This is a genomic window from Delftia tsuruhatensis NBRC 16741 (genome assembly GCF_001571325.1).
GTDB classification, from domain to species: Bacteria; Pseudomonadota; Gammaproteobacteria; order Burkholderiales; family Burkholderiaceae_C; genus Comamonas; species Comamonas tsuruhatensis.
In genome coordinates, this window is the sequence record NZ_BCTO01000023.1 from 109,749 (window position 1) to 133,512 (window position 23,764).

Below are 23,764 nucleotides of genomic sequence, written 5' to 3' on the forward strand. Positions count from 1 at the left end.
CGTGCGGAACTCCGTGTTCAGGCAGAGCGCATGCCAGGGGCATCATGTGCGCTTGGCAGCGTGCTCCTACTTTAGGACAGAACGCCGGGCCGCGGTGTAGGCCGGCGCTGCCGGAACTGCGGCTGTGCGGGCTGCGCAACGCAGGAACTTTCCCTATGCCGGAGCAGGCCATGTGTTTTTTTATGCGCGGGCCTGCAGGTCTATGGCCTAATTGCGCGTTCTCATTTTTTTGAAGAAGGAAATGCCATGGGCAACAAGATCGTTACCGAAGCCGACCGCAAGTTCACTCCCCAGCCTCCCCTGCCCAACGGCGTCACCCTGCCGACGCCCGGCCGTGGCCAGCGCGTGAGCCGCGCCCGTGGCGCCCACACCCATACCAAGAAGAACCCCGGCAAGCGTCACCGCTGAGCACGGCGGGCCGCATGCATGCCTGCTGCGGCCGCGTTCTGAAAGCAAGAGCCCTCGAAAGAGGGCTTTTGCTTTTGGGGCGAATGCGCTCAGTGCTGCAGTGCCTGGAGCTTGCGGCGCAGCATCTGCACTTCCTCGATCAGGTCCGCCGTCAGCGCGGCCAGTTGAGGGTCGGCATCGAAGCTGTGCTCCAGATGGGCTATGCGGCGCGCGCGCACCAGGGTCTGGCTGCTGAAGCGCCACTGTGCCTGCGGTGCGGTCGCTTCGCCCGGCGGCTCGTTTTCGCAGTACAGCACGCCGGTCTGCACACGCTCCACCACCCAGTCGGTGTTGCGCTGGCAGTGGCGGGCGAGATCGTGCAGATCCAGTGCGCCTTCATCCAGCAGTTCTGCAGGTTCGTAGAAGGGATACAGCGGCGTGCTCATCGCGAGGCTCCTTGGCCCGTGCCGTGCTGGCGGGCATCGAACGAGGGGAAGGCCTGGGCCAGTGCCTCATAGGCCTTTCGCTGGGCGTCGGTCTGCGGCTCCGGCAGGCTGATGCCCAGCACCAGATACAGATCGCCTGGCGTGGCGGCGGGCAAGCCCTTGCCCTTGATCCGCAGCTTGCGGCCGGCGCGGCTGCCGGCAGGGATGCCGACATCGAATTCGCCGGCAATCGTGGCGAGACGGACCGTGCCGCCCAGCGCGGCTTCCCAGGGCGCGAGCGCGATGGGCTGATAGACGTCCTTGCCCTCGGCCCACCAGCGCGGGTCGTGGCGCAGATGCACCTGCAGCAGCAGGTCGCCTGCAGGACCCTTGCCCAGGCCCTGGCCGCCCTGGCCTGCCAGGCGGATCATCTGGCCCTCGCGCACGCCCTTGGGAATGCTGACCTGCAATTCCTTGTCCCGCGCCACCGGCCGCCCGTCCTCATCCAGCACCGTGCTGCGCAGGTGCAGGCTGCGCTGGGCGCCGTGGTAGCTGTCCAGCAGGTCCAGCTCGATGCTGGCGTGCTGGTCCTGCCCCCGCAGGTCGGGTGGAGGTCGGTGCTGCCCGCCGCCCGCATGGCGCGCGCGGGCGCCCTGGCCGAACATCTGCGAGAAGAATTCGCTGAAATCCGCATCGCCGTCCGGCATGGAGCCATCGCCGCTGCGAAAGTGGAAGTCCTGACCTTCCCAGTCCGGTGGCGGCTGGAATCCGCCGGCGCCTGCGCTGCGGCGGGGCGCATCGGCCAGCGCGTCGTAGGCCGCACGCTTTTCGGGATCGGACAGCACGGCGTTGGCTTCATTGATCTCGGCCATGCGTTGCGAGGCATCCGCTTCCTTGCTGATGTCCGGGTGGTACTTGCGCGCCAGCTTGCGGTAGGCCTTCTTGATCTCGTCAGCACTGGCCTGCCGGTCCACGGCCAGGATGCGGTAGTAGTCCTTGTATTCCATGAATTTCCGTCCTCCAGCCCTTGCGGGCGATGTTCTGGACAAGCCAGAAGCCAGCATAGCCCGGTCATGGCAGGGTCTCAACCGATGGGCCTTTTCCTGCTGGACTGGCATCTTGTGACGGGTTTACTACATTCGCGCGTCGGCAGGACGCAACAGGAGGCGTCGGACATGGCACATGGCAGGCGATGGCGGTACGGGACAGGGCTTTCAGGCGTCAAGGGGGCAAGGAGCTTGCTGGGCGCATGGCTGGCGGCCTGTGCATGCGGCGTGATGGCGCAGTCCGCCCAGCCGGCACCGGGCGTGCCGATGGCGGACCTGCCCCCCGCCGTGGTCAGTGCGCCTCTGCCCGATGTGGGCTCCATGGCGTCCAGGGTACTGGCCTGCACGGCCTGCCATGGTCCCGAGGGACGGGCCACACCCAGCGGCTACTTTCCTCGCATTGCGGGCAAGCCTGCGGGCTATCTTTACCGCCAGCTCAAGAATTTCCAGCAGGGGCGCCGCAGCTATCCGGCAATGAACCGGCTGATCGAATTCATGTCGGACGACTATCTGCGCCAGATCGCCGTGCATTTCGCAAGCCTTGAGCTGCCCTATGCGCCGCCCGTGCCGGCGCAGCTGCCGCCCGCCGACCTCGCGCGTGGCGAGCAGCTGGTGCTGCAGGGCGACGCGCAGCGGGGCCTGCCCGCCTGTGCTGCCTGCCATGGCCAGCGGCTCATGGGCGCGGGCGACGATATCCCGGGTCTGCTGGGCCTGTCACGCGACTATCTCAACAGCCAGATAGGCGCCTGGCGCTCGGGCCAGCGCCAGGCGGCCGCTCCCGATTGCATGGACCAGGTGGCCAAGGCGCTGACGCCGCAGGAAGTCGTGGCCGTCACGGCATGGCTGTCGTCGCGGCCTGCATCGGCGACGCCGGGAGGGCACGAGGCCTTGGCGCGCTCCTTGCCGCTGCGCTGCGGTGCGGTGGCCGCTGTGGGCGGTCAGGAGGGCAGGCCATGAGTGTCCAAGTGGAAAATCCGGCCAGCGCGAGCGTACGCGGGCGGTGGCCCCTGCTGGCTCTTGTGGTCCTGGCCCTGGTCCTGGTGGGGCTGCTGCTGGTCTGGCTCAACCTGCGGGGGGAGCAGGGGGTTCATGCCTATGGCCACGGCGGCTGGTCGGGATCGACCGAAACACGGGCCGCCTTGGTCGAGCGCGGCGCCTACCTTGCGCGGGTAGGCAACTGCGCTGGCTGCCACACGGCGGCGGGCGGTGCCGAATATGCGGGCGGGCGGGGCTTGCCCACCGCGTTCGGCACGCTGTACACCAGCAATCTCACCTCCGACAAGGAGACGGGCTTGGGACTGTGGTCGGCGCAGGACTTCTGGCGTGCGCTGCACAACGGGCGCTCGCGTGGTGGGCGCCTGCTGTATCCCGCCTTCCCGTATGACAGCTACACCCGCGTGACGCGCGCCGATTCGGACGCCTTGTTCGCCTATCTGCAAAGCCTGCCCGCCGTGCGCGCGCAGACGCCGCCGCATGCGCTGGACTTTCCCTATGGCTGGCAGGGGTCGCTGGCCGTCTGGCGGGCGCTGTTCTTCTCGCCGAAGGATTGGCAGGACCAGCCAGGGAAGGCCCCGGCCTGGAATCGCGGCGCCTATCTTGCCCAGGGGCTGGGCCATTGCGCGGCCTGCCATGCGCCGCGCAATGGCCTGGGTGCCTCCGGCCAGGCCATGTCCGGCGGCTTTGTGGCAGGGCAGTCCTGGTATGCGCCTTCGCTGCTCGATCCCGGCGAGGCGGGTGTGCGCGCCGGCCAGGAATCCGCCTGGGTGCAGTTGCTGCAGACGGGGTCCGGCCCTTCAGGCTCGGCACTGGGCCCCATGGCCGAAGTCGTGGCGCGCAGCACCCAGCACTGGCAGCCACAGGATCTGCAGGCGCTGGCTTCCTATCTGCAGGAGCGGGGTGCTGCTGCCCCAGCTGCCGGCACAGACGGGCACGGCGCCATCAAGGCTGTGCAGCCTGGGCAGATGGCCTTGGGGCGGGCCGTGTACGAACGGCAGTGCGCGGTCTGCCATGGTGCGCAGGGCCAGGGAACACCGGGCGCGTTTCCTGCGCTGGCCGGCAATGCTTCCGTGACCATGGCCGAGCCGCGCAACCTGCTGCTGGTGCTGCTGGACGGTGGCTATCCCCCGTCCACGCGGCAACAGCCGCAGCCGCATGGCATGCCGCCCTTTGGCCATGTGCTGTCTGACGCACAGGTGGCCGCCGTGGCCAGCTATGTGCGCAATGCCTGGGGCAACAAGGCGGCGGAAATCGGTACCATGGAGGTTTATCGCGCCCGGGAAGGGCGTGGTTTCTGAGAGGTTTTCCATGGATTCAATGGCCGGCAAGCTGCCGGACGACAGCGCGGCAGCCAGCCCCTGGTGGGTGGTTTGCCTGTGTGCGCAATGGTGCGGCGTTTGCAACCAGTACCGGAGCGCGTTTGCGGAGCTGGCCACCCAGTTCCCGCAGATGCACTTCGTCTGGCTTGATGTCGAGGACCGCGAGGATGTGGCCGGGGACCTGGACATCGAAACCTTTCCCTCTGTGCTGATCGCTGACGGCGAGCGCGCGCGCTTTCTGGGGCCGGTGCTGCCCCAGCCGGGCGTTGTGGCGCGCATGCTGCAGTCATTGGCCCAGGACCCTGGCGCGGCCCCGGCCGACCCCGCCGAAGCGCAGGCCCTTTTGCGGCGGCTTCAGTCGGCGCAGGCGCTTGAGCGCGTGGGCGCCTGAGCATCCCGCGGAGGGGTGTCCGCCCTGGCCTGGGCTGCCTTGCGCAGTGCCTGCCAGCGCCTGTTTTTGTACGGCGCGAACTTGGCCTGGAGGGCGTTTGCGGATACAATGGCATATTCACGACCAAACGGGCGGGTACCAACCGCCCTTTTTTTTGGGCGATCTTCGGGCGACCTTAGGGATTGCCATGGGGCTCGGCGCTGTTGGGACATGGCTGCTGCCAAGGTTCCAGGGGCGTTCCGGGTCTTTTGTGTTTGCAGGATTGAATTTAATTACACGTGGCACTACAGCAAATCGTTGAACAAACCGTGACAGGTCTGGGCTATGACCTGGTGGAAATAGAACGCTCGGCAGGCGGGCTGTTGCGCGTCACAATTGATTTGCCTTGGCAGCCCCCGGTGGAGGGCGAGCCGGTGGTGCCGGAGCAGTTCGTGACAGTCGAGGACTGCGAGAAGATCACGCGCCAGCTGCAGTTCGCGCTGGAGGTCGATGGCACGGATTACACGCGCCTCGAGGTCTCCTCCCCGGGCATCGACCGCCCCCTGCGGCATGAGCAGGACTTCATCCGCTTTGTCGGGGAAGTCATCGACCTGACCCTCAAGGAGCCCATCGGCGCCGCCGCTGAAGGGCAGGTCAGCGCCAATCGCAAGAAATTCCGCGGCACGCTGGAGCGTGCCGAAGGTGGTGGCTGGCAGATCGTCTGGAGCGACGAGCCACCCGTCAAGCCTGGCCAGAGGGTCAGCAAGAAGCGTGTTCCCGCGCCCCTGCAGGCGCTGGGTTTCACGCTGGAGGAGCTGCGCGAGGCGCGTCTGGCTCCCCTTGTGGATTTCAAGGGGCGTTCTGCCAAGCCGGTCTGATCGGAGCGGGCAGGGTACGTCGAATCATTGGGGCAGAAGGGCATTGCCATCCCCTTTCTGCGTGATTGAAATAGGAGAGTCGTCGCATGAATCGCGAATTGTTGATGTTGGTAGAAGCCATTTCGCGCGAAAAGAACGTGGAGCGCGATTTGGTGTTCGGTGCAGTGGAATCGGCCCTGGCCCAAGCCACGAAGAAGCTGTACCAAGGTGAAGTGGACATCCGCGTGGCCATCGATCGCGACAGCGGTAACTACGACACCTTCCGCCGCTGGCTGGTGGTGCCCGATGATGCGGGCCTGCAAAACCCCGATGCCGAAGAAATGCTGATGGACGCACAGGACCGCGTCCCCGGCATCTCCGAAGGCGAGTACATCGAGGAAGAGATCGAGTCGGTGCCCATCGGCCGCATCGGTGCGATGGCGGCCAAGCAGGTCATCCTGCAAAAGATCCGCGATGCCGAGCGCGAAATGCTGCTCAACGAGTTCCTGTCGCGCGGTGACCGGATCTTCACGGGCACGGTCAAGCGCATGGACAAGGGCGACATCATCGTCGAGGCCGGCCGTGTCGAAGGACGCCTGCGCCGCAGCGAAATGATCCCCAAGGAAAACCTGCGCAACGGCGACCGCGTGCGGGCCATGATCATGGAAGTGGACGCCACGCTGCGCGGCGCGCCCATCATCCTGTCGCGTTCGGCGCCGGAGTTCATGGTCGAGCTGTTCCGCAACGAAGTGCCCGAGATCGAGCAGGGCCTGCTGGAGATCAAGAGCTGCGCTCGCGATGCCGGCAGCCGCGCCAAGATCGCCGTGCTCAGCCATGACAAGCGTGTCGATCCCATCGGCACCTGTGTCGGCGTGCGGGGCACCCGCGTCAACGCCGTCACCAATGAATTGGCTGGCGAGCGCGTGGACATCGTGCTGTGGTCCGAGGACCCCGCACAGTTCGTGATCGGTGCGCTGGCTCCGGCCAATGTGTCGTCCATCGTTGTGGACGAGGAAAAGCACGCCATGGACGTGGTGGTTGACGAGGAAAACCTCGCCATCGCCATCGGCCGTGGCGGCCAGAACGTTCGCCTGGCTTCCGAGCTTACCGGCTGGAAGATCAACATCATGGACGCGGCTGAGTCTGCGCAAAAGCAGGCGGACGAGTCTGCCGTTGCGCGCCAGCTGTTCATGGAAAAGCTCGATGTGGACGAGGAAATCGCCAACATCCTCATCGAGGAAGGTTTCGAGACCCTGGAAGAAGTGGCCTACGTGCCGCTGCAGGAAATGCTCGAAATCGAGGCGTTCGACGAAGAGACGGTGAACGAGCTGCGCACCCGTGCGAAGGATGCCCTGCTGACGCAGGAAATCGCGCACGAGGAAAACGTGGGCAAGGTGTCGCAGGATCTGCTGACGCTCGAGGGAATGACTCCGGAGATCGTGGACAAGCTGGCCGAGGCCAATGTGCACACTCGCGACGATCTGGCCGATCTGGCCATCGATGAGTTGACCGAGCTGACCGGGCAGACCGAGGAAGAAGCGAAGGCTTTGATCATGAAGGCGCGTGAGCACTGGTTCACCGAAGGGCAAGAGTAAGGTCAGGGAGGTTCAGAGCATTTATGTCCAGTAATACGGTTGCCGAGTTTGCAAAAGAGCTCAACAAGACCCCTGACACGTTGCTGCAGCAGCTCAAGGCTGCAGGCGTCGCCAAGGACAACGCATCGGATGCGTTGACCGACGGCGACAAGCAGCAACTGCTCAGCCATCTGCAGGCCAGCCACGGAAGTGGCGCCAAGAAGATCACGCTGACCAAACGGTCCACCAGCGAGATCAAGCAGGCCGATTCGTCGGGCCGCGCCCGCACCATCCAGGTGGAAGTGCGCAAGAAGCGCACCTTCGTCAAGCGCGACGAGGCCGCCGAAGGCGCCTCCGACCCCGCTGCCGTTGCGGCTGCCCAGGAGCAGCGCGCGGCGTCGGAGCGCGAATCTCAGGAATTGGTGCGCCGCGAAGGGGAAGCACGTCGCCAGGCCGAAATGATCGGCCGGGAGGAGGAAGAATTGGCACAGCAACGCCGTGAGCGCGAAGAGCGCGAGCTAGTCCAACAGCGCGAGCGCGAAGCCGAAGAGCGCGCAGCCGCCTATGCGGCTGCCGAAGCCGCAAAGATTGTCGAGGCCAACCGCGCTAAGCAGGAAGCCTCGCGCGAGCAGGCTGCCGGCCAGATAGCGCGCGCCGAAGCCCAGCTCGCGGCACGCGCCAAGGCCGAGGAAGAGTCCAAGGCCCGTGCGGCCGAGGAAGCCGAACGCGCCAAGGATCTGGAAGACCGCCGCCGCAAGGCGCTGGCCGAAGCCGAAGCCATTCGCGCCATGATGGCCGCGCCCAAGAAGGTGCTCGTGGCCAAGAAGCCCGAAGAGCCCAAGCCCGTGGCAAAGCCTGCAGCGCCTGCTGCCGCCGATGCCAAGAAGACCACGCTGCACAAGCCCGCTGGCACGACCGCCGGCGGAGCCGGTGCGCGAGCGCCTGCCGGCGCCGGCAAGGAAGTCAAGTCCGCCAAGCTCTCCTCGAGCTGGGCCGGCGATGGCAAGAAGAAGGAAATCAAGACCCGTGGCGACAGCTCCGGTGGCGTGGGCGGCCGTTCCAACTGGCGCGGCGGCCCGCGTGGCGGCCGTCGTGGCAATGACCGCAATGACGGACAGCACCAGAGCGCGGCAACGGAATTCCGCGCCATCGAAGTGCACGTGCCCGAGACCATCACCGTGGCCGAGCTGGCGCACAAGATGTCGGTCAAGGCATCCGAGCTGATCAAGGTGCTGATGAAGATGGGCCAGATGGTCACCATCAACCAGCCCCTGGATCAGGACACCGCCATGATCGTGGTCGAGGAAATGGGCCACACCGCCAAGGTCGCTGCGCTGGACGATCCCGAAGCCTTCACGGCCGAGGAAGTGTCCCAGCAGGAAGCTGCCCAGGAGTCGCGCGCCCCCGTGGTCACCGTCATGGGCCACGTGGACCACGGCAAGACCTCGCTGCTGGACTACATCCGCCGCACCAAGGTTGCGTCGGGTGAAGCCGGCGGCATCACCCAGCACATCGGTGCCTACCATGTGACGACGCCCCGCGGCATCGTCACCTTCCTGGACACCCCGGGCCACGAGGCCTTCACGGCCATGCGTGCCCGTGGTGCACAGGCCACCGACATCGTCATCCTGGTGTGCGCTGCCGACGACGGCGTGATGCCCCAGACCAAGGAAGCCATCAAGCACGCGAAGGCGGCGGGTGTGCCCATCGTGGTTGCCATCACCAAGGCCGACAAGCCCGATGCCAACCTCGACCGCGTCAAGCAAGGCCTGGTGGCCGAGCAGGTGGTGCCTGAAGAGTACGGCGGCGAGTCCCCGTTCATTGCCGTGTCGTCCAAGACCGGCCAGGGCATCGACGAGCTGCTGGAACAGGTCCTGCTGCAGGCGGAAGTGCTGGAGCTGACCGCTCCCGTGGAAGCCGCTGCCAAGGGTCTGGTCATCGAAGCGCAGCTGGACAAGGGCCGCGGCCCCGTGGCCACGGTGCTGGTGCAGTCCGGCACGCTGAAGGTGGGCGACGTGGTGCTGGCAGGCCAGACCTACGGCCGCGTGCGCGCCATGCTGGACGAAGACGGCAAGCAGACCAAGTCCGCTGGCCCCTCCATCCCGGTGGAAATCCAGGGTCTGTCCGACGTGCCCCAGGCCGGCGACGACTTCATGGTGCTGCAGGACGAGCGCCGCGCCCGCGAAATCGCGACCTACCGCGCCGGCAAGTTCCGCAACACCAAGCTGGCTCGCCAGCAGGCTGCCAAGCTCGAGAACATGTTCGCCGAAATGGGTGCGGGCGAGGTCCAGACCCTGCCCATCATCGTCAAGGCCGACATGCAGGGCTCGCAGGAAGCACTGGGCGCATCGCTGCTCAAGCTCTCCACCGAAGAGATCCGCGTGCAGCTGGTCTACTCGGGCGTGGGCGGCATCAGCGAGTCCGACGTGAACCTGGCGCTGGCCTCCAAGGCCATCATCATCGGCTTCAACGTCCGGGCCGATGCCCAGGCGCGCAAGACGGCCGAGAGCAACGATGTGGACCTGCGCTACTACAACATCATCTACGACGCCGTCGAAGAGGTGAAGGCAGCGATGTCCGGCATGCTGGCTCCCGAGCGCAAGGAAGAGATCATCGGCATGGCCGAGATCCGTACCGTGTTCGTGGCGTCGAAGATCGGCACCGTGGCCGGCTCGTACATCACGCAAGGCCAGGTTACGCGCAATGCGCATTTCCGCCTGCTGCGCGAGAACGTGGTCATCTACACGGGCGAGATCGAATCGCTCAAGCGCCTGAAGGACGACGTCAAGGAAGTCAAGGAAGGCTTCGAGTGCGGTATCAAGCTCAAGAACTACAACGACATTCGCGAAGGCGACGTGCTCGAAGTGTTCGAGATCAAGGAAATCGCGCGCTCGCTGTAATTCGACATGGCAACACGCAAGTCCGCTGCGCCGAACCGCAGCTTCAAAGTCTCCGACCAGATCCAGCGGGATCTGGCGGAGCTGATCGCACGCGAGTTGAAGGACCCGCGCGTGGGCATGGTGACGCTGCAAAGCGTGGAGGTGACTCCGGACTATGCCCACGCCAAGGTCTACTTCAGCCTGCTGATCGGCGATCCGCAGGAGACGCAGGACGCCCTGAACCAGGCCGCAGGCTTCCTGCGCAACGGCCTGTTCAAGCGCCTGCACATCCATACCGTGCCCACGCTGCACTTCATCTACGACCGCACCACCGAGCGTGCGGCCGACATGAACGCCTTGATCGCCAAGGCCGTCTCCTCGCGCGGGAAGGAAGAGTAGCCCCATGAACGCGCCACGCACAAGGGTGCAGCGGCGCCCTGTGCATGGGGTGTTGCTGCTCGACAAACCGCTGGAGCTGTCCAGCAACGACGCCTTGCAGAAGGTCAAGTGGTTGCTGCGCGCCGAAAAGGCCGGACACACCGGCACGCTGGACCCGTTGGCCACCGGCGTGCTGCCGCTGTGCTTCGGTGCGGCGACCAAGTTCAGCCAATTGCAGCTCGAAGCTGCCAAGACCTACGAGGCGATTGCGCGCCTGGGTCAGACCACGACCACGGCCGATGCCGAGGGCGAGGTGCTGCGCGAGCGCGCCATCGATCCCGCCGCCCTCACGGCCGAGCGGCTTGCCGCCGTGCAGGCGCAGTTCACGGGCCCCATCCGCCAGGTGCCGCCCATGTACAGCGCGCTCAAGAAGGACGGCAAGGCTCTTTATGAATATGCGCGTGCCGGCATCGAAGTCGAGCGTCCGGCGCGCGAAGTGACAATCCACGCACTGGAGCTTTCGCTGACGCAAGACAGCCAAGGCCAGCCGGCGATCCGGATGCTGGTGACCTGCAGCAAGGGCACCTATATCCGCACGCTGGCGGAGGACGTGGGAGAGGCCCTGGGCTGCGGCGCGCACCTGCGCGCGCTGCGCCGTATCGACACCGGCGGGCTGGGTGTCGAGCGCTGTATCTCGCTGGAGGCGCTGGCCGCCATGGGCGAGGACGAGCGTCTGCAGCAGTTGCAGCCTGTCGATGCCTTGCTGGCCAGCCACACGGCTGTCACGCTGGGCGAGCAAGATGCGGCCCGTTTTCTCACGGGCCTGCCCCGCAAGGGCGCTTGGGCCGATGCCGAGGCGGTGGCTGTGTATGGCGAAAACCCCCAGGCTCTGCTGGGGGTGGGGCGCGTGGTGCGTGGGGAACTCATCCCCGCCCGCCTGCTCAGTTCACTGGAAATTCAACAGATTTTGGAAGACACGCCGCGCCCATGACGCAGCGGCAATGGGAAAACACTATGAGCAAACAAATCCGCAATATCGCGATCATCGCCCACGTGGACCACGGCAAAACCACCATGGTGGACCAGCTGCTGCGCCAATCCGGAACCTTCGCCGAACACGAGAAAGTCGTGGACACGGTGATGGACAACAACGCCATCGAACGCGAGCGTGGCATCACCATCCTGGCCAAGAACTGCGCCGTGAGCTGGAACGACACGCACATCAACATCCTCGACACACCCGGCCACGCGGACTTCGGCGGTGAAGTGGAGCGTGCCCTGTCCATGGTCGACGGCGTGGTGCTGCTGATCGACGCGCAGGAAGGCCCCATGCCCCAGACGCGCTTCGTGACCAAGAAGGCGCTGGCCCTGGGCCTGAAGCCCATCCTCGTGGTCAACAAGGTGGACAAGCCCGGCGCGCGTCCCGACTACGTGGTCAACGCCGCGTTCGACCTGTTCGACAAGCTGGGTGCCACCGACGAGCAGCTGGACTTCCCCGTGGTGTACGCCTCGGGCATCAACGGCTGGACCTCGCTGGAAGAAGGCGCTCCGGGCGAGCAGTGGGGCCCCGACATGTCGGCCCTGTTCGACACCATCCTGAAGCACGTGCCTTCGGTCAAGGGCGATCCCGCCGCTCCGCTGCAAATGCAGATCTCGGCGCTGGACTACTCCACCTTCGTGGGCCGCATCGGCGTGGGCCGCATCACCTCCGGCACGCTCAAGCCTTCGACCGACGTGCTGGTCATGGAAGGTCCTGACGGCAAGAGCTACAAGGGCCGCATCAACCAGGTTCTGAAGTTCCAGGGCATCGACCGCGTGCAGGTGACCGAAGCCGGCCCCAGCGACATCGTGCTGGTCAACGGTATCGCCGACCTGGGCATGGGCGTCACGCTGACCGACCCGCTGAACCCCCGGCCGCTGCCGATGCTCAAGATCGACGAGCCCACGCTGACCATGAACTTCTGCGTCAACACCTCGCCGCTGGCGGGCCGTGAAGGCAAGTTCGTGACCAGCCGCCAGATCTGGGACCGCCTGCAAAAGGAACTGCGTTCCAACGTGGCCCTGCGTGTCAAGGAAACCGACGAAGACGGCATCTTCGAAGTGTCGGGCCGCGGCGAACTGCACCTGACCATCCTGCTGGAAGAAATGCGCCGTGAAGGCTACGAGCTGGCCGTGTCCAAGCCCCGCGTGGTCTACCGCGACGTGGACGGCGTGCGCCACGAGCCCATCGAGCTGGTGACGGCCGACATCGAGGAAGGCCACCAGGGTGGCGTGATGCAGGCCCTGGGCGAGCGCAAGGGCGAGCTGGTCAACATGGAACCCGATGGCCGCGGCCGCGTGCGCCTGGAATACCGCATTCCTGCGCGTGGCCTGATCGGCTTCACCAACGAATTCCTGAACCTGACCCGTGGTTCCGGCCTGATCTCCAACATCTTCGACAGCTACGAGCCGCACAAGGGCGAAATCGGCGGCCGCAAGAACGGTGTGCTGATCTCCATGGACGAAGGCGAAATCTTCACCTACGCCCTGGGCAAGCTGGACGACCGTGGCCGCATGTTCGTCAAGGCCAACGATCCCGTGTACGAAGGCATGATCATCGGCATCCACAGCCGTGACAACGACCTGGTGGTCAACGCCACGCGTACCAAGCAGCTGACCAACTTCCGCGTGTCCGGCAAGGAAGATGCCATCAAGATCACGCCCCCGATCGACCTGTCGCTGGAATACGCGGTGGAATTCATCGAGGACGACGAGCTGGTGGAAATCACCCCCAAGAGCATCCGCGTGCGCAAGCGCCACCTGTCCGAGAACGAGCGCAAGCGCGCTTCGCGCGCAGGCGCATAAGCGCCATGGCGCCGAGGGCGCGCGCAAGCCAGCCGGCTTCGCCGCCCTGATTGTCAAAGGCCGCATCCGCGGCCTTTGTCTTTTCTGCGGCGGCTTCTGCCACGCCGTCCGCCAGGCCGTCCGTCAGGCGTTCAGCCGCAGCAGCAACTCGCGCAGGCGCTGGCCGGCCGCTGCGCTCTGGTGCGGGTTGAGCGCCAGGGCCAGGCCGATGGAGGGCAGGGTCCCGGCGTCTTGCAGCGTGCGGAACACCACGCCCGGCGTGCTGCCCTTGGCCACGACGGCCGGCACCAGGGCCACGCCCAGGCCCGCGCCCACCAGGCTGACCAGGGTCTGGGCCTGCACCGCATGCTGCTTGACCTGGGGCATGAAGCCCGCGTTCTGGCAGGCCAGTACCACCAGCGCATGCAGGCCGGGCACTTCGCTGGGACGGTAGTTGATGAAGGGCTGGTCGGCCAGATCCCGCAGCCGCAAGGCGGGCCGCTGCAGCAGCGGGTTGCCTTCGGGCAGCACGGCCACCAGTTCGTCCTTTTCCACGGGCGTGATGGACAGCTCGGTGGCCTGCGTCACCGGGTAGCGCAGCAGGCCGGCATCGAAATCGCCGCTGGCCACCTGCGCGCAGATCTCGCGCGTGGTCGATTCGGTCAGCACCAGGTCGATCAGCGGATATTCGCTGCGAAAGGCCTGCACCAGCCGTGGAATCAGCGAGAACGTGGCCGAGCCTATGAAGCCTATGTGCAGCCGGCCGCGCTCGCCGCTGGCCGTGGCCTGCGAGACCTCCTGCACCTGGCGCGCATGGTGCAGTGCCAGCTCGGCACTTTCCAGGGCCGCCCGGCCTGCCTCGGTCAGCTCCGTGCCCCGGCGGTCGCGCTGGAACAGCTGCACGCCCAGGCTGTCTTCGAGCCGGCGGATGGATTGGGACAGTGGCGGCTGCGACATGTGCAGCTGCTCGGCCGCCTGCCGGTAGTTGAGCGTGCGGGCCAGGGTGACGAAGTGACGCAGTTGGCGCAGGTCCATTGATATCCACCGTGTATCAGCGATGCTGAATTAAGTCTTAGACGCAACTTCAAAGATATCAAATACTGGCTCCCTGAAGCAACATGGAGACCACAGTGCAGGCTGCGTTGACAGGGATTCGGGTGCTGGATCTGTCCAGCGTGGTGTTCGGGCCGCTGGCCAGCCAGGTGCTGGCCGACTATGGCGCCGAAGTCATCAAGATCGAGCCGCCGGCCGGCGACTCCACGCGCCATACCGGCCCGGCCGTGGAGCCCGGCATGGCAGCCATGTTCATGGGCACCAACCGCAGCAAAAAGAGCGTGGTGCTGGACCTCAAGCGGGAAGAGTCGCGCCAGGCCCTGCATGCGCTGCTGGCCACGGCCGATGTGTTCATGCACAGCATGCGCCCGCAAAAGCTGGCCCCGCTGGGCCTGGACCCCGCAACGCTGCGCGAGCGCTATCCGCGCCTGGTCTATGCAGGCCTGCATGGCTTTGGCGAAGACGGCCCCTATGCAGGCATGCCCGCCTATGACGACGTCATCCAGGGCATGAGCGGCCTGGCCGACCTGATGGAGCGCCAGACGGGCGAGGCGCGCTACCTGCCCACCATTGCGGCCGACAAGACCTGCGCCCTGGTGGCCGCGCATGCCGTGCTGGCGGCGCTGTTCCAGCGCGAGCGCAGCGGCCACGGCTGCTTTGTGGAAGTGCCCATGTACGAGACCATGGTGGGCTTCAACCTGGTCGAGCATTTCTACGGCATGCACTTCAGCCCCGCGCTCAGCGGCGCTGGCTACCCGCGCGTGATGGCGCCCTGGCGCAAGCCCTACCGAACGCTGGACGGCCACGTCTGCATGATGCCGTACACCGATGCGCACTGGCAGCGCTTCTTCGCCGCCGTGGGCCAGCCGCAGCTGGCCCTGGATGCGCGCTTTGCCAGCCAGGCCAGCCGCACGGCCCACATTGCCGAGCTGCTGGAGACCGCTGGCGAGTATGTGGCCCTGCACGGCACCCAGTACTGGCTGGACACCTGCCAGCGCCTGGAGATTCCCGCCGCCCCGGTGGCGCGCATGGATGAGCTTCCCGCCGATCCGCATCTGCAGGCCACGAAGTTCTTCGTGCCGCTGCACGACCCCGCCATGGGCACCGTGCACCTGCCTCGCTCCTCCGTGCGCATGGATGGCCGGCAGGCCCCCATGGGCATGCCTCCGCGCCTGGGCGAGCACACGGCGGCGCTGCTGGCCCAGGCGGGCTGGAGCGCCGAGCGCATCGCCGGCCTGCAGATCACGCAACAGGAGACATGAGATGACAGTGAACACCCCGCAGCCCCACCCTGGCGCCGCCTGGAACGCCGTGCCCCGCATGGGCCAGGGCTTTTTCTGGCAGGACCTGAAGGTTGGCCAGCAGCTGCGCACCTTCCGCCGCACCGTGACCGAGTCCGACCTGGTCGCCTTCATCAATGCCACGGGCATGCTGGAGGCCATCTTCATCGAGGAGGGCTACGACGGCGGCGCCATTGCCGGCCGCCCCGTGCCGGGCGCCATGACCTATGCGCTGATCGAAGGCTTCATCCTGCAAAGCATGATCCAGGGCACGGGCCTGGCCATGCTGGAGCTGCACCAGAAGATCCTCGGCCCCGTGCTGGTGGGCGACACCATCGAGGCCCTGGTCGAAGTCACCGCCATCAAGCCCACCTCCAAGGGCAACCGCGCCGTCGTCACCTCGCGCATCGAGGTCTTCAACCAGGGCCACCAGAAGGTCATGGAATACACGGCCGTGCGCCTGCTGGCAGGGCGCAGCTAGGCGGACAAAAGAATTCCCATAACGACACCAGGAGACAACAGCATGGACAAGAAAGGCAACAAGGCCGCAGGCAGACAAGCGCGGCGCAGGGTGCTGGCCGCCGTGGCGGCCTGCATGGCAGCCGCAGCGGCAGTGCCGGGAGCGGCCCTGGCCCAGCAGGCCTGGCCCAGCAAGCCCATCACGCTGGTCGTGCCTTTCCCGCCGGGCGGGCCCACCGACCTGGTGGCGCGCGTGCTGGCCCAGCAGGTGGGGCAGCAACTGGGCCAGACCGTGATCGTGGACAACCGGCCCGGCGCCAACGGCAACATCGGCAACGCCCTGGTGGCCAAGGCCGCGCCCGATGGCTACACCGTGCTCTACAACACCTCGTCCATTGCGCTGAGCCCGTCGCTCTACAAGAAGATGAGCTACGACGTGAACAAGGACCTGATGCCCGTGGCGCTGACGGCCGTGGTGCCGCTGGGCCTGGTGGTCAACCCCAAGCTGCCGGTGAAGAACGTGCAGGAGTTCGTGCGCCATGCCAGGGACAAGGCGGGCCAGCTGTCCTATGGTTCGGCCGGCAACGGCAATGTCACGCACCTGGCGGCCTTCCAGGTCGTGCAGCACTACCAGATCGAGGCCAGCCACGTGCCCTACAAGGGCAGCGCGCCGGCCGACGTGGATCTGGTGGCCGGGCAGATCGACTTCATGACCGACACCATCAACTCCGTCGCACCCTTCATCAAGGAGGGACGGCTCAAGCTGCTGGCCGTGAGTTCCTCCAAGCGCCTGCCCAACTTCCCCGACGCACCCACGCTGGCCGAAAGCGGCATGTCCGGCTTCGAGGCCGGGGCCTGGCAGGGCGTGATGGTGCCCGCTAAGACGCCAGCCGCCATCATCCAGCGGCTCAACCAGGAGCTGATGCGCGCGCTCAAGGACCCGGGCGTGGTCGAGAAGCTGCAGCTGCAGGGCGCCGAAGGACTGGGCTCCACGCCCGAGGAATACGGCGCCTACATCCGCAGCGAGATCAAGCGCTGGGCCGGCGTGGTCAAGAGCACGGGCGTCTCTCTGGACTGAGTGCGCTGCGGTGCGCGGCGGCTGCCCGCCCTGTCGTGCACTTGCGCAAATTGGCACCTGTTTGTCAGGGGTGGGCGCGGATTTTCAGCTATGGTTGCGGCTCATCGCCCCGGGCTGCCGGGGCAGGGCATGCATAGCAACAAGGAGCAAGATATGACGGGAGCTGCCGGCGAAGTCCTCAGCGAAGTGCGGGGCCGCATTGGCATGATCACCTTGAACCGGGCCAAGGCGCTGAACGCGCTGTCGCTGGGCATGGTGCGCGATCTGCTGGCCACCCTGCTGGCCTGGCAAAAGGACGATCAGGTGCTGGCCGTGGCCATCCGCGGCATGGGCAAGGAAGGGGCCTTCGGCGCCTTCTGCGCGGGCGGCGACATCCGTTTTCTGCACGGCGCAGGCAGCACGGGCAATCCGCAGCTGGAGGACTTCTTCACCGAGGAGTACGCGCTCAACCACCTGATCCACACCTTCGGCAAGCCCTACATCGCCTTCATGGACGGCATCGTCATGGGTGGCGGCATGGGCATCAGCCAGGGCGGCACGCTGCGCATCGTCACCGAGCGTACCAAGATGGCCATGCCCGAGACGGCCATCGGCCTGTTCCCCGATGTGGGTGGCGGCTACTTCCTATCGCGCTGCCCCGGTCACGCGGGTGAGTGGCTGGCGCTGACGGGCGACGTGATCGGCGCGGCCGACGCGCTGGACTTCGGCCTGGCCGATGGCTATCTGCCCTCGGACCAGCAGCCTGCGCTGTGGGAGGCCCTGGCCGCCGGCAGCTTTGCCGATGCAGCGGCCGTCGAGGCGCTGGTGAAGTCGAAGTTCACGGCCCCGGCCAAACCAGCGGCCCAGCCCCGCGCCGAGATCGACCGCGTGTTTGCCCTGCCCACGGTGGCTGCCATGGTGCAGGCACTGGAAGCGGCGGATGGCGAGTGGGCGCAGCACACGGCAGCCACGCTGCGCAAGCGCTCGCCCCTGATGCTGCACGTGGTGCTGGAGCAGATTCGCCGCGCACGCGGCATGACGCTGGCCCAGGACCTGCGCATGGAGCGCGACATGGTGCGCCACTGCTTTTACCTGCGCCCCGGCCAGAGCGAGACCATCGAAGGCATTCGCGCCCTGGCCGTGGACAAGGACCACCAACCGCGCTGGAACCCCGCGCGCATCGAAGACGTGCAGGACGCGCAATGGCGTGCCTTCTTCGACAGCCCCTGGCCAGTGCACTCGCACCCGCTGGCGGCGCTGGACTGATCGCGCGGCGGTTGCTCAAACCTCCAAGGGTTCAAAAGGCCATCCGGCACCGCGCCGGATGGCCTTTTTTTCGGTTCAGCAATCAGCGGGCTCCATGCGGCAGGAATGGCCTGCCAGCAGCCGTACCGCGTCGTCAATGCGCGGGCCCGGATCCCATTCGGGCACGGGCGGCGTCAGGCCCAGGGCCATCTGCCGCAGCGGCTCGGCAATGGTCATGGACAGCAACAGGTCGCAGATGACGTCGGGCTGCTCTGCCCTGAGCAACCCCTTCGCGCACTGGCGCCGCAGCCAGTCCACCAGCATGCCGCGGCCGCGCTCTATGCCGTTGCGCTGGTAGACCTCCAGCAACTCGGGCTTGGCGGGGAAATCGGTGGTGAGCAGGCGGAACATCCCCACCGCCTCGGCCGACAGCACGCGCGCGGCAATCACGCGCAGGATCTCGGCCAGCGCCGGAGCCACCTCTGAGGCCGACTGCGCATCGGCCGACAGGGCGGGGCGGAAACCGTCTGTCCAGCTGCGCACCACCAGGGCCACCAGATCCTCACGGTTGGCGGCAAAGCGGTAGAGCGTCTTCTTGGCCAGCCCCGCGCGCCTGGCCACGGCTTCCATGGTGGTGGCGGCATAGCCTTCGTTGAGCAAGAGCCAGGTGGCGGCGGCCAGGGCGGCATCGTTGGCCTCGTGCTCGGGCCGGGCCGGCCGCCCGCGCGGCCTGGGGGCCGCAGGAGTGATTTCGGATTCCATTGGATTTCTTGTCGTTCCGTTCGGTGTTGTGCAGGGTCGTGCCTGGTTGTGCAGCATTTTGTTACCCGGCTGGGATTATCCGATTGTTTGGAAACGTTATTCGTTTCTTTAATATAAGATGGCTTTTCCTCATCAACCCAGGAACGGAAAACACCCATGAACTCCCATGCCTTCGAGCCCGACATTTCCCGCATCGACGAGCTGCTGCACATCACGCCGCTGCGGCTGGAGACGGGAATCCAGCGCCTGCCCAGCGGCTGCCTGGTGGTGGCCTGCCGCACCGACCTGCACGGCTGCAGCGGCCGCATGCTGGACTGGTGGTTCAAGTTCTTCGAGACCACGCAGCACATCAAGTGGTGGCATCCGCATGACCACATCGCGCATCGCGGCTGGGATGCGCAATGGAAGAAGGGCGAGAGCTACATAGGCGCGTCCATCGAGGCCGTGGAGTCCCTGGCCGATATTCCGCCCGTGGCGGCCAGGCTCAAGTTCCATGATCCGCGCGAGCTGTTCGACCCTGCGCAGCTGGAGCTGGCCTTTGCCGAAAAACGCGCATCGGCCGCCGTGTATGCGCGTATCGGCTTCGGCGAGCATGTGCAGCTGGACGTCAGCGGGGACCCGATGGACGGGCAGATGGTGCACCTGGCGCGTGACACGCCCTTTGGCTGCGTGCTGCGCAGCCGCTTCCTGCTGGGGCAGTCCTGCACGGACCCGGCGGCCGAGCTGCCCGACGCGCTGGGCCTGGGCCTGCTGCGCCACTGCTACACGGAGTTCACCTACCTGTCGCGCTTTCTGCCCTCGCTGTACTACGGCGAACATGGCAACGGCGAGGCGGCGCCGCTGCCCTGGTAGCCGTGGCCCCAGGCTTCAAAGCTGCTGGTGCACGGCCGTGGCCAGCTGCAGCAGCCGGTTGCGCGGCAGGGCGCCGCTGAGCGCATAGCCAAAGCCCTGGTCCACCCAGTAGAAGCTGGGCACGGGGCCGTCGCTGCTGAAGCGAAAGGCGGTCTCGCCACGCGTGGCCGGGTCCTCCAGCGCGCCCAGATACAGGGTGATGCGCTCGCCGGCCGCATCCTGGTACATGAACTGGGCGCGTGCGCCGCTGTCGCCGGGCAGCAGCCGGCCGCCCACCAGCTCATAGCCCAGTTCCGTGAGGGCTGGCAGCTTCAGCGGCCGGCCCAGCCGCTTGGAAAGCCATTGCAGCAAATGGGCCTGTTGCGCTGCCTCGACCTCGACCGGGTGGCGCTGCTCGGGCTGGTAGACCGCGTGGGCGACTGCTGCCTGATGGGCGAAGCGGGCAGGTGCGGCAGCGGCCAGCGTGTCCGCCGTTGAGGGTGCCGCAGGCGCTGCCTGCTGCCCGTGCACCAGCCAGCCCAGGCCGAAGGCCAGCAGCCAGCCTGCGGCCATGCCGCCCCAGCGCCACCATTGCTGCTGGCGCTGTTGCAGGCCCTGCAGCTGCTCGGCGGCGGCGCGCATTTCATCGGGCATGGGCGGTTCGCTGCGGGCGCCGTGCAGGGCGCGCAGCAGCTGCCGCTGGCGCTGCCATTGCTCCACGCGTGCTGCGCTGTCTGCATCCAGCTGCTCGCGCAGCGCCTGTGCCTGTGGGGCCGGCAGGCGGTCATCGACCAGGGCATGCAGCTGCTCGTCGGGGATGGCCGTGGCAGCCGAGACACAGGAGGAGGGGGAGGTGGGGGCGGGGGCAGTCATGGCGGCCTCGTCATTTGAGCCGGCGCAGCGACGGGGCTGCGGCTTGGGGTGCAGCAGTCTGGGCGGGCGAAGCTGCGGGCGGCGCCTCCATCAGCTCGCGCAACCGGGAGCGTGCGCGCGACAGGCGCGACATCACGGTGCCCAGGGGCAGCTGCAGCACGCGCGCCGTGTCGGCATAGCTCATGTCCTCCACGCTGACCAGCAGCAGCACGGCCCGCTGCTCGGCGGGCAGGCGCTGCAGGCAGCGCTCCAGGTCCAGGGCAGCGTCGCTGCTGTCCTCGGGCGCTGCCAGGGACTCGGACAGGCTGTCGATGTCCAGCCACTGCCCTCGTGCGGCAGAGCGCCGCTGGTTCAGGTAGAGGTTGTGCATCAGGGTGAACAGCCAGGCGCGCAGATCGCCATCGGAGCGCCACAGCATCCATTTGCGGCAGGCGCGTTCCAGCGTGTCCTGCACCAGGTCGTCGGCTGCCCAGGCATCGCCTGCCAGCAGCCGCGCGTAGCGGCGCAGGCCGGGCAGGTGCTCCAGGATCTGGCTGCGGTCCATGGGCAGGTCCGATCGCGCAGGGGGCCGGACTCAGGGGCGTGCGGTATGCCAGACGCCCATGACGCCGTCGCCCGTGGTATCGCCGGCCTTGCCGTCCTTCACCCAGTAGTACAGGGGCTTGCCCTTGTAGGCGATCTGGCTGCTGCCATCGTCGCGCTGGATCACGCTGTAGTTGCCGCCAGAGGGCGCCTGCTTGCCCATCAGGGGCGGCCAGTTGGTCGCGCAGGGGCCATTGCAGACGGACTTGCCACTGCCGGCCGTGTCCTTGTCGAAGGTATAGAGCGTCATGCCGTTGGCGCCGACCAGCATGCCGTTTTGCACGCTGACCGCACTGGGCGGCGTCTGGCCAGAGGCGTTGGCCGCAGGCGCGGAATAGCAGCCTGCCAGGGCCAATGTCAGGGCTGCCGTGAAGGCACAGGTACCAAGTTTCATGCCGAGCTTCTTCATCGCTGTCTCCGGTGCTTGCCGGCGCGCGAAATTGCGGCCGGACACTGCAATGAACACTGGGCCGTGCCGGTTTATTCCGCAGCAGTGCAAAAAAAGCTGCGGATGCCCGTCAGCGGTTGAAGCTCTTCATGGCGCGCTCGACCTCGCGCTTGCCTTCGCGGTCCTTGATCACGTCGCGCTTGTCGTGCTCGGCCTTGCCCTTGGCCAGGGCAATGTCGCATTTGACATAGCCGTTCTTCCAGTGAAGGTTGATGGGCACCAGGGTGAAGCCCTTTTGCTCCACCTTGCCGATCAGGCGCAGGATGTCGTCCTTCTTGAGCAGCAGTTTCTTGATGCGCGCCGCGTCGGGGTTGACGTGGGTGGAGGCGGTCTTGAGCGGGTTGATCTGGCAGCCGAGCAGGAACAGCTCGCCGTCCTTGACGATGACGTAGCCGTCCGTCAACTGCACCTTGCCGCTGCGCAGTGCCTTCACTTCCCAGCCGTGCAGCACGATGCCGGCCTCGAAGCGTTCCTCGAAGAAGTAGTTGAACGCGGCTTTTTTGTTGTCGGCGATGCGCGACTGTGTTTCAGGTTTCTTGGCCATGGAGTAATAGATGCGGCGAAAACCTGGAGATGAAAGGTCTCCCTACAATACTGGATTGCCGTCTTCCCGCCGTGCGGGATTTTAGTTTCGCCTTGCCGTCATTGTGACAGCCGGCTGTGCCATGGCGGCGCTGCCGGTGTTTTGCATGCCGTGCAGCCCGCCCCATTCATGAAAAAAGTCAACAAGTCCGTCCTGATCTGGTACAGCCCCCAAGAAATGTTTGCCCTGGTGACGGACGTGGCCCACTATGCCGACTTCCTTCCCTGGTGCGACCAGGCCAGGGTGCTGGAGCAGGACGAGCAGGGCATGACGGCCGAGGTGGGCATTGCATTCGGCGGCATGCGCAAGTCCTTCGTCACGCGCAACACGCACAGCGTGCTCGACGATGGCGGGCGCCAGGTCAGCATCCGCCTGATCAAGGGGCCGTTCTCGCGGCTGGAGGGCCACTGGATGTTCCGCCCCGTGGGCGACGGATCGCAGCGCGCCTGCCGTGTCGAACTGCAACTGGACTACGGTTTCGACAACATGGCCCTGGCCGCCGTGGTCGGCCCGGTGTTCGACCGCATTGCAGGCTCCATGGTCGATGCCTTCATCAAGCGTGCCGAGCAGGTCTATGGCTGAGCCCCAGCCCGCTGTGCGCATCACGCTGGCCTGCAGTGCGCGCGCCGGCGAAGTCGTCGAGCTGTTTCTGCAATTGCCGGCCGGTGCCACGATTGCCGATGCGGTGGCGGCGGCGGGCGGCTGGCAGGCGCTGGGCTTTGCGCAGGCCGGGCCGGCAGGCCTGTGGGGCCGCAGCGCGCCTTTGACGCAAGCCCTGCGCGACGGTGACCGAGTGGAGCTGTACCGGCCCTTGACCGTGGACCCTAAGGTGGCGCGCCGCGAGCGTTTCGCACGCCAGGGCGCTCGGGCCACGGGGCTGTTCCAGCGCCAGAGGCCTGGAGCCAAGGCCGGCTACTGAGCCGGCCCGGATTCGGCGATCAGCGCATTGCGCCGCAATCGGAGGCGATGATGGCGTCGGCGCGCTTGAGTTCCGCATCGCGCGTGGCGTCGTCCATGAAGCCGCGCTCGCCCTGCTCATTCGTGTAGCCCAGCAGGCGGCCCGAAGACAGCGCGGTCTTGGACTGCTTGGCGCGTGCGCAGTTGTCCTGGCGCTGCTTGGCAATCCGTTCCTTTTCCGCCTTGGCCTTGGCGGCCTCCTGGGTTTCGGCCTTGCGCTTTTGCTCTTCCAGGGCCTTGTCGGTGCCTGCGGGCTTGGTGTCCTTGGCGGCTGCGGCAGGTGCTGCCGGTGCCGCGGCGTCCGCCGCAGGCGCCGTGCCTGCATCCGCAGCTGCCGCAGCGGCGGAGGGCGCGGCGGCAGGCGGCGGTGTGCTGCCGCCAGGCTGGCGCAGGATGTTCTTGGCGGGAATGTCAGGAGGCGGTGCGCGGTCGCTGAAGACCTTGCGGCCTGTGGCGTCGACCCATTGCCACTGGGCGGCTGCGGGCAGCGAACAGGCGGCAAGCGTGACTAGCAAAACAAGCTTGATGGCGTGCATGGTGAGTTGGGGATCGGGCCGAATGGCCTACAGCATACATTGTG

At 66.5% G+C, this 23,764-nt stretch carries 26 protein-coding genes; 17 read left to right on the top strand and 9 right to left on the bottom strand.

The features are described from left to right. The first annotated feature begins 246 nt into the window (after window positions 1-246). Entirely contained in the window at window positions 247-408 is a 162-nt protein-coding gene (locus DTS01S_RS30875) for a hypothetical protein (RefSeq protein ID WP_012204826.1), read from the top strand. Window positions 409-497: 89 nt separating this feature from the next. Here DTS01S_RS30875 and DTS01S_RS11960 read toward each other — a convergent pair whose 3' ends face one another. Further along, entirely contained in the window at window positions 498-833 is a 336-nt protein-coding gene (locus DTS01S_RS11960) for a MerR family transcriptional regulator (protein ID WP_017404303.1), read from the bottom strand. Further along, window positions 830-1,819: a DnaJ C-terminal domain-containing protein gene (locus DTS01S_RS11965; protein ID WP_061287774.1), complete on the bottom strand. Its 990-nt coding sequence runs from the start codon at window positions 1,817-1,819 to the stop codon at window positions 830-832. Before DTS01S_RS11965 ends, DTS01S_RS11960 begins: the two co-directional genes overlap by 4 nt. A gap of 168 nt (window positions 1,820-1,987) precedes the next feature. Here DTS01S_RS11965 and DTS01S_RS11970 point away from each other — a divergent pair, with 168 nt between their 5' ends. The 9 genes from DTS01S_RS11970 (at window position 1,988) to typA (ending at window position 13,075) form a co-directional block, all read left to right on the top strand. After that, window positions 1,988-2,815 (top strand): c-type cytochrome, encoded by an 828-nt coding sequence (locus tag DTS01S_RS11970; RefSeq protein ID WP_016452385.1) that lies wholly within the window; start codon window positions 1,988-1,990, stop codon window positions 2,813-2,815. Continuing rightward, window positions 2,812-4,152: a c-type cytochrome gene (locus DTS01S_RS11975; RefSeq protein ID WP_026062106.1), complete on the top strand. Its 1,341-nt coding sequence runs from the start codon at window positions 2,812-2,814 to the stop codon at window positions 4,150-4,152. The genes DTS01S_RS11970 and DTS01S_RS11975 overlap by 4 nt, the downstream gene beginning before the upstream one ends. A 10-nt stretch (window positions 4,153-4,162) precedes the next feature. Further along, window positions 4,163-4,564: a thioredoxin family protein gene (locus DTS01S_RS11980; protein ID WP_016452383.1), complete on the top strand. Its 402-nt coding sequence runs from the start codon at window positions 4,163-4,165 to the stop codon at window positions 4,562-4,564. Between the two features lie 278 nt (window positions 4,565-4,842). Beyond that, a complete protein-coding gene (gene rimP, locus DTS01S_RS11985; protein ID WP_026062108.1) occupies window positions 4,843-5,421 on the top strand; it encodes a ribosome maturation factor RimP in 579 nt (192 codons plus the stop codon). Between the two features lie 86 nt (window positions 5,422-5,507). After that, a complete protein-coding gene (gene nusA / locus DTS01S_RS11990) occupies window positions 5,508-6,995 on the top strand; it encodes a transcription termination factor NusA (protein ID WP_016448885.1) in 1,488 nt (495 codons plus the stop codon). A gap of 23 nt (window positions 6,996-7,018) precedes the next feature. Further along, on the top strand, window positions 7,019-9,874 hold the full coding sequence (gene infB, locus DTS01S_RS11995) for a translation initiation factor IF-2 (protein ID WP_016448884.1): 2,856 nt from the start codon (window positions 7,019-7,021) through the stop codon (window positions 9,872-9,874). A 6-nt stretch (window positions 9,875-9,880) separates the two neighbouring features. Next, on the top strand, window positions 9,881-10,252 hold the full coding sequence (rbfA, locus tag DTS01S_RS12000; RefSeq protein ID WP_016448883.1) for a 30S ribosome-binding factor RbfA: 372 nt from the start codon (window positions 9,881-9,883) through the stop codon (window positions 10,250-10,252). A gap of 4 nt (window positions 10,253-10,256) precedes the next feature. Continuing rightward, window positions 10,257-11,222 (top strand): tRNA pseudouridine(55) synthase TruB, encoded by a 966-nt coding sequence (truB, locus tag DTS01S_RS12005; protein WP_016448882.1) that lies wholly within the window; start codon window positions 10,257-10,259, stop codon window positions 11,220-11,222. Window positions 11,223-11,245: 23 nt separating this feature from the next. Next, entirely contained in the window at window positions 11,246-13,075 is a 1,830-nt protein-coding gene (gene typA / locus DTS01S_RS12010; protein ID WP_026062109.1) for a translational GTPase TypA, read from the top strand. A gap of 123 nt (window positions 13,076-13,198) precedes the next feature. On the opposite strand, the gene DTS01S_RS12015 is transcribed toward typA, so the two are convergent. Then, window positions 13,199-14,089 carry a LysR family transcriptional regulator gene (locus DTS01S_RS12015; protein WP_034364354.1) on the bottom strand — a complete coding sequence of 297 codons (891 nt, stop codon included), beginning with the start codon at window positions 14,087-14,089 and terminating at the stop codon, window positions 13,199-13,201. Between the two features lie 83 nt (window positions 14,090-14,172). On the opposite strand from DTS01S_RS12015, the gene DTS01S_RS12020 reads away from it, so the two are divergent. The 4 genes from DTS01S_RS12020 (at window position 14,173) to DTS01S_RS12035 (ending at window position 18,169) form a co-directional block, all read left to right on the top strand. Continuing rightward, complete coding sequence (locus DTS01S_RS12020) at window positions 14,173-15,369, top strand: CaiB/BaiF CoA transferase family protein (protein WP_061287775.1); 1,197 nt, start codon at window positions 14,173-14,175, stop codon at window positions 15,367-15,369. Between the two features lies 1 nt (window position 15,370). Continuing rightward, window positions 15,371-15,868: a MaoC family dehydratase gene (locus DTS01S_RS12025; protein WP_061287776.1), complete on the top strand. Its 498-nt coding sequence runs from the start codon at window positions 15,371-15,373 to the stop codon at window positions 15,866-15,868. Between the two features lie 42 nt (window positions 15,869-15,910). After that, window positions 15,911-16,924, top strand: a complete 1,014-nt coding sequence (locus DTS01S_RS12030) for a Bug family tripartite tricarboxylate transporter substrate binding protein (protein WP_061287777.1) — start codon at window positions 15,911-15,913, stop codon at window positions 16,922-16,924. A gap of 153 nt (window positions 16,925-17,077) precedes the next feature. Then, complete coding sequence (locus DTS01S_RS12035; protein WP_017403804.1) at window positions 17,078-18,169, top strand: enoyl-CoA hydratase/isomerase family protein; 1,092 nt, start codon at window positions 17,078-17,080, stop codon at window positions 18,167-18,169. Between the two features lie 75 nt (window positions 18,170-18,244). On the opposite strand, the gene DTS01S_RS12040 is transcribed toward DTS01S_RS12035, so the two are convergent. Then, on the bottom strand, window positions 18,245-18,910 hold the full coding sequence (locus DTS01S_RS12040; protein WP_017403805.1) for a TetR/AcrR family transcriptional regulator: 666 nt from the start codon (window positions 18,908-18,910) through the stop codon (window positions 18,245-18,247). Window positions 18,911-19,066: 156 nt separating this feature from the next. Here DTS01S_RS12040 and DTS01S_RS12045 point away from each other — a divergent pair, with 156 nt between their 5' ends. Continuing rightward, on the top strand, window positions 19,067-19,762 hold the full coding sequence (locus DTS01S_RS12045; protein ID WP_017403806.1) for a DAPG hydrolase family protein: 696 nt from the start codon (window positions 19,067-19,069) through the stop codon (window positions 19,760-19,762). Between the two features lie 15 nt (window positions 19,763-19,777). On the opposite strand, the gene DTS01S_RS12050 is transcribed toward DTS01S_RS12045, so the two are convergent. The 4 genes from DTS01S_RS12050 to smpB all read right to left on the bottom strand — a co-directional run bounded on the left by DTS01S_RS12050 (window position 19,778) and on the right by smpB (window position 22,188). Further along, the gene (locus DTS01S_RS12050) at window positions 19,778-20,614 is read right to left on the bottom strand and encodes an anti-sigma factor family protein (protein WP_016448873.1); all 837 of its coding nucleotides are present in this window, start codon (window positions 20,612-20,614) and stop codon (window positions 19,778-19,780) included. A 10-nt stretch (window positions 20,615-20,624) separates the two neighbouring features. Next, a complete protein-coding gene (locus DTS01S_RS12055; RefSeq protein WP_017403807.1) occupies window positions 20,625-21,158 on the bottom strand; it encodes an RNA polymerase sigma factor in 534 nt (177 codons plus the stop codon). Between the two features lie 30 nt (window positions 21,159-21,188). Continuing rightward, window positions 21,189-21,605 (bottom strand): COG4315 family predicted lipoprotein, encoded by a 417-nt coding sequence (locus DTS01S_RS12060; protein ID WP_017403808.1) that lies wholly within the window; start codon window positions 21,603-21,605, stop codon window positions 21,189-21,191. A gap of 109 nt (window positions 21,606-21,714) precedes the next feature. Next, window positions 21,715-22,188, bottom strand: coding sequence for an SsrA-binding protein SmpB (smpB, locus tag DTS01S_RS12065; protein WP_016448870.1), 474 nt, complete (start codon window positions 22,186-22,188; stop codon window positions 21,715-21,717). Between the two features lie 168 nt (window positions 22,189-22,356). Here smpB and DTS01S_RS12070 point away from each other — a divergent pair, with 168 nt between their 5' ends. Together DTS01S_RS12070 and DTS01S_RS12075 are read left to right on the top strand one after the other, a co-directional pair. Further along, on the top strand, window positions 22,357-22,809 hold the full coding sequence (locus DTS01S_RS12070; protein WP_016452375.1) for a type II toxin-antitoxin system RatA family toxin: 453 nt from the start codon (window positions 22,357-22,359) through the stop codon (window positions 22,807-22,809). Next, complete coding sequence (locus DTS01S_RS12075; protein ID WP_016448868.1) at window positions 22,802-23,146, top strand: RnfH family protein; 345 nt, start codon at window positions 22,802-22,804, stop codon at window positions 23,144-23,146. The genes DTS01S_RS12070 and DTS01S_RS12075 overlap by 8 nt, the downstream gene beginning before the upstream one ends. Before the next feature lie 19 nt (window positions 23,147-23,165). Here DTS01S_RS12075 and DTS01S_RS12080 read toward each other — a convergent pair whose 3' ends face one another. Continuing rightward, on the bottom strand, window positions 23,166-23,720 hold the full coding sequence (locus tag DTS01S_RS12080; protein WP_017403810.1) for a DUF4124 domain-containing protein: 555 nt from the start codon (window positions 23,718-23,720) through the stop codon (window positions 23,166-23,168). Between the last annotated feature and the right edge of the window lie 44 nt (window positions 23,721-23,764).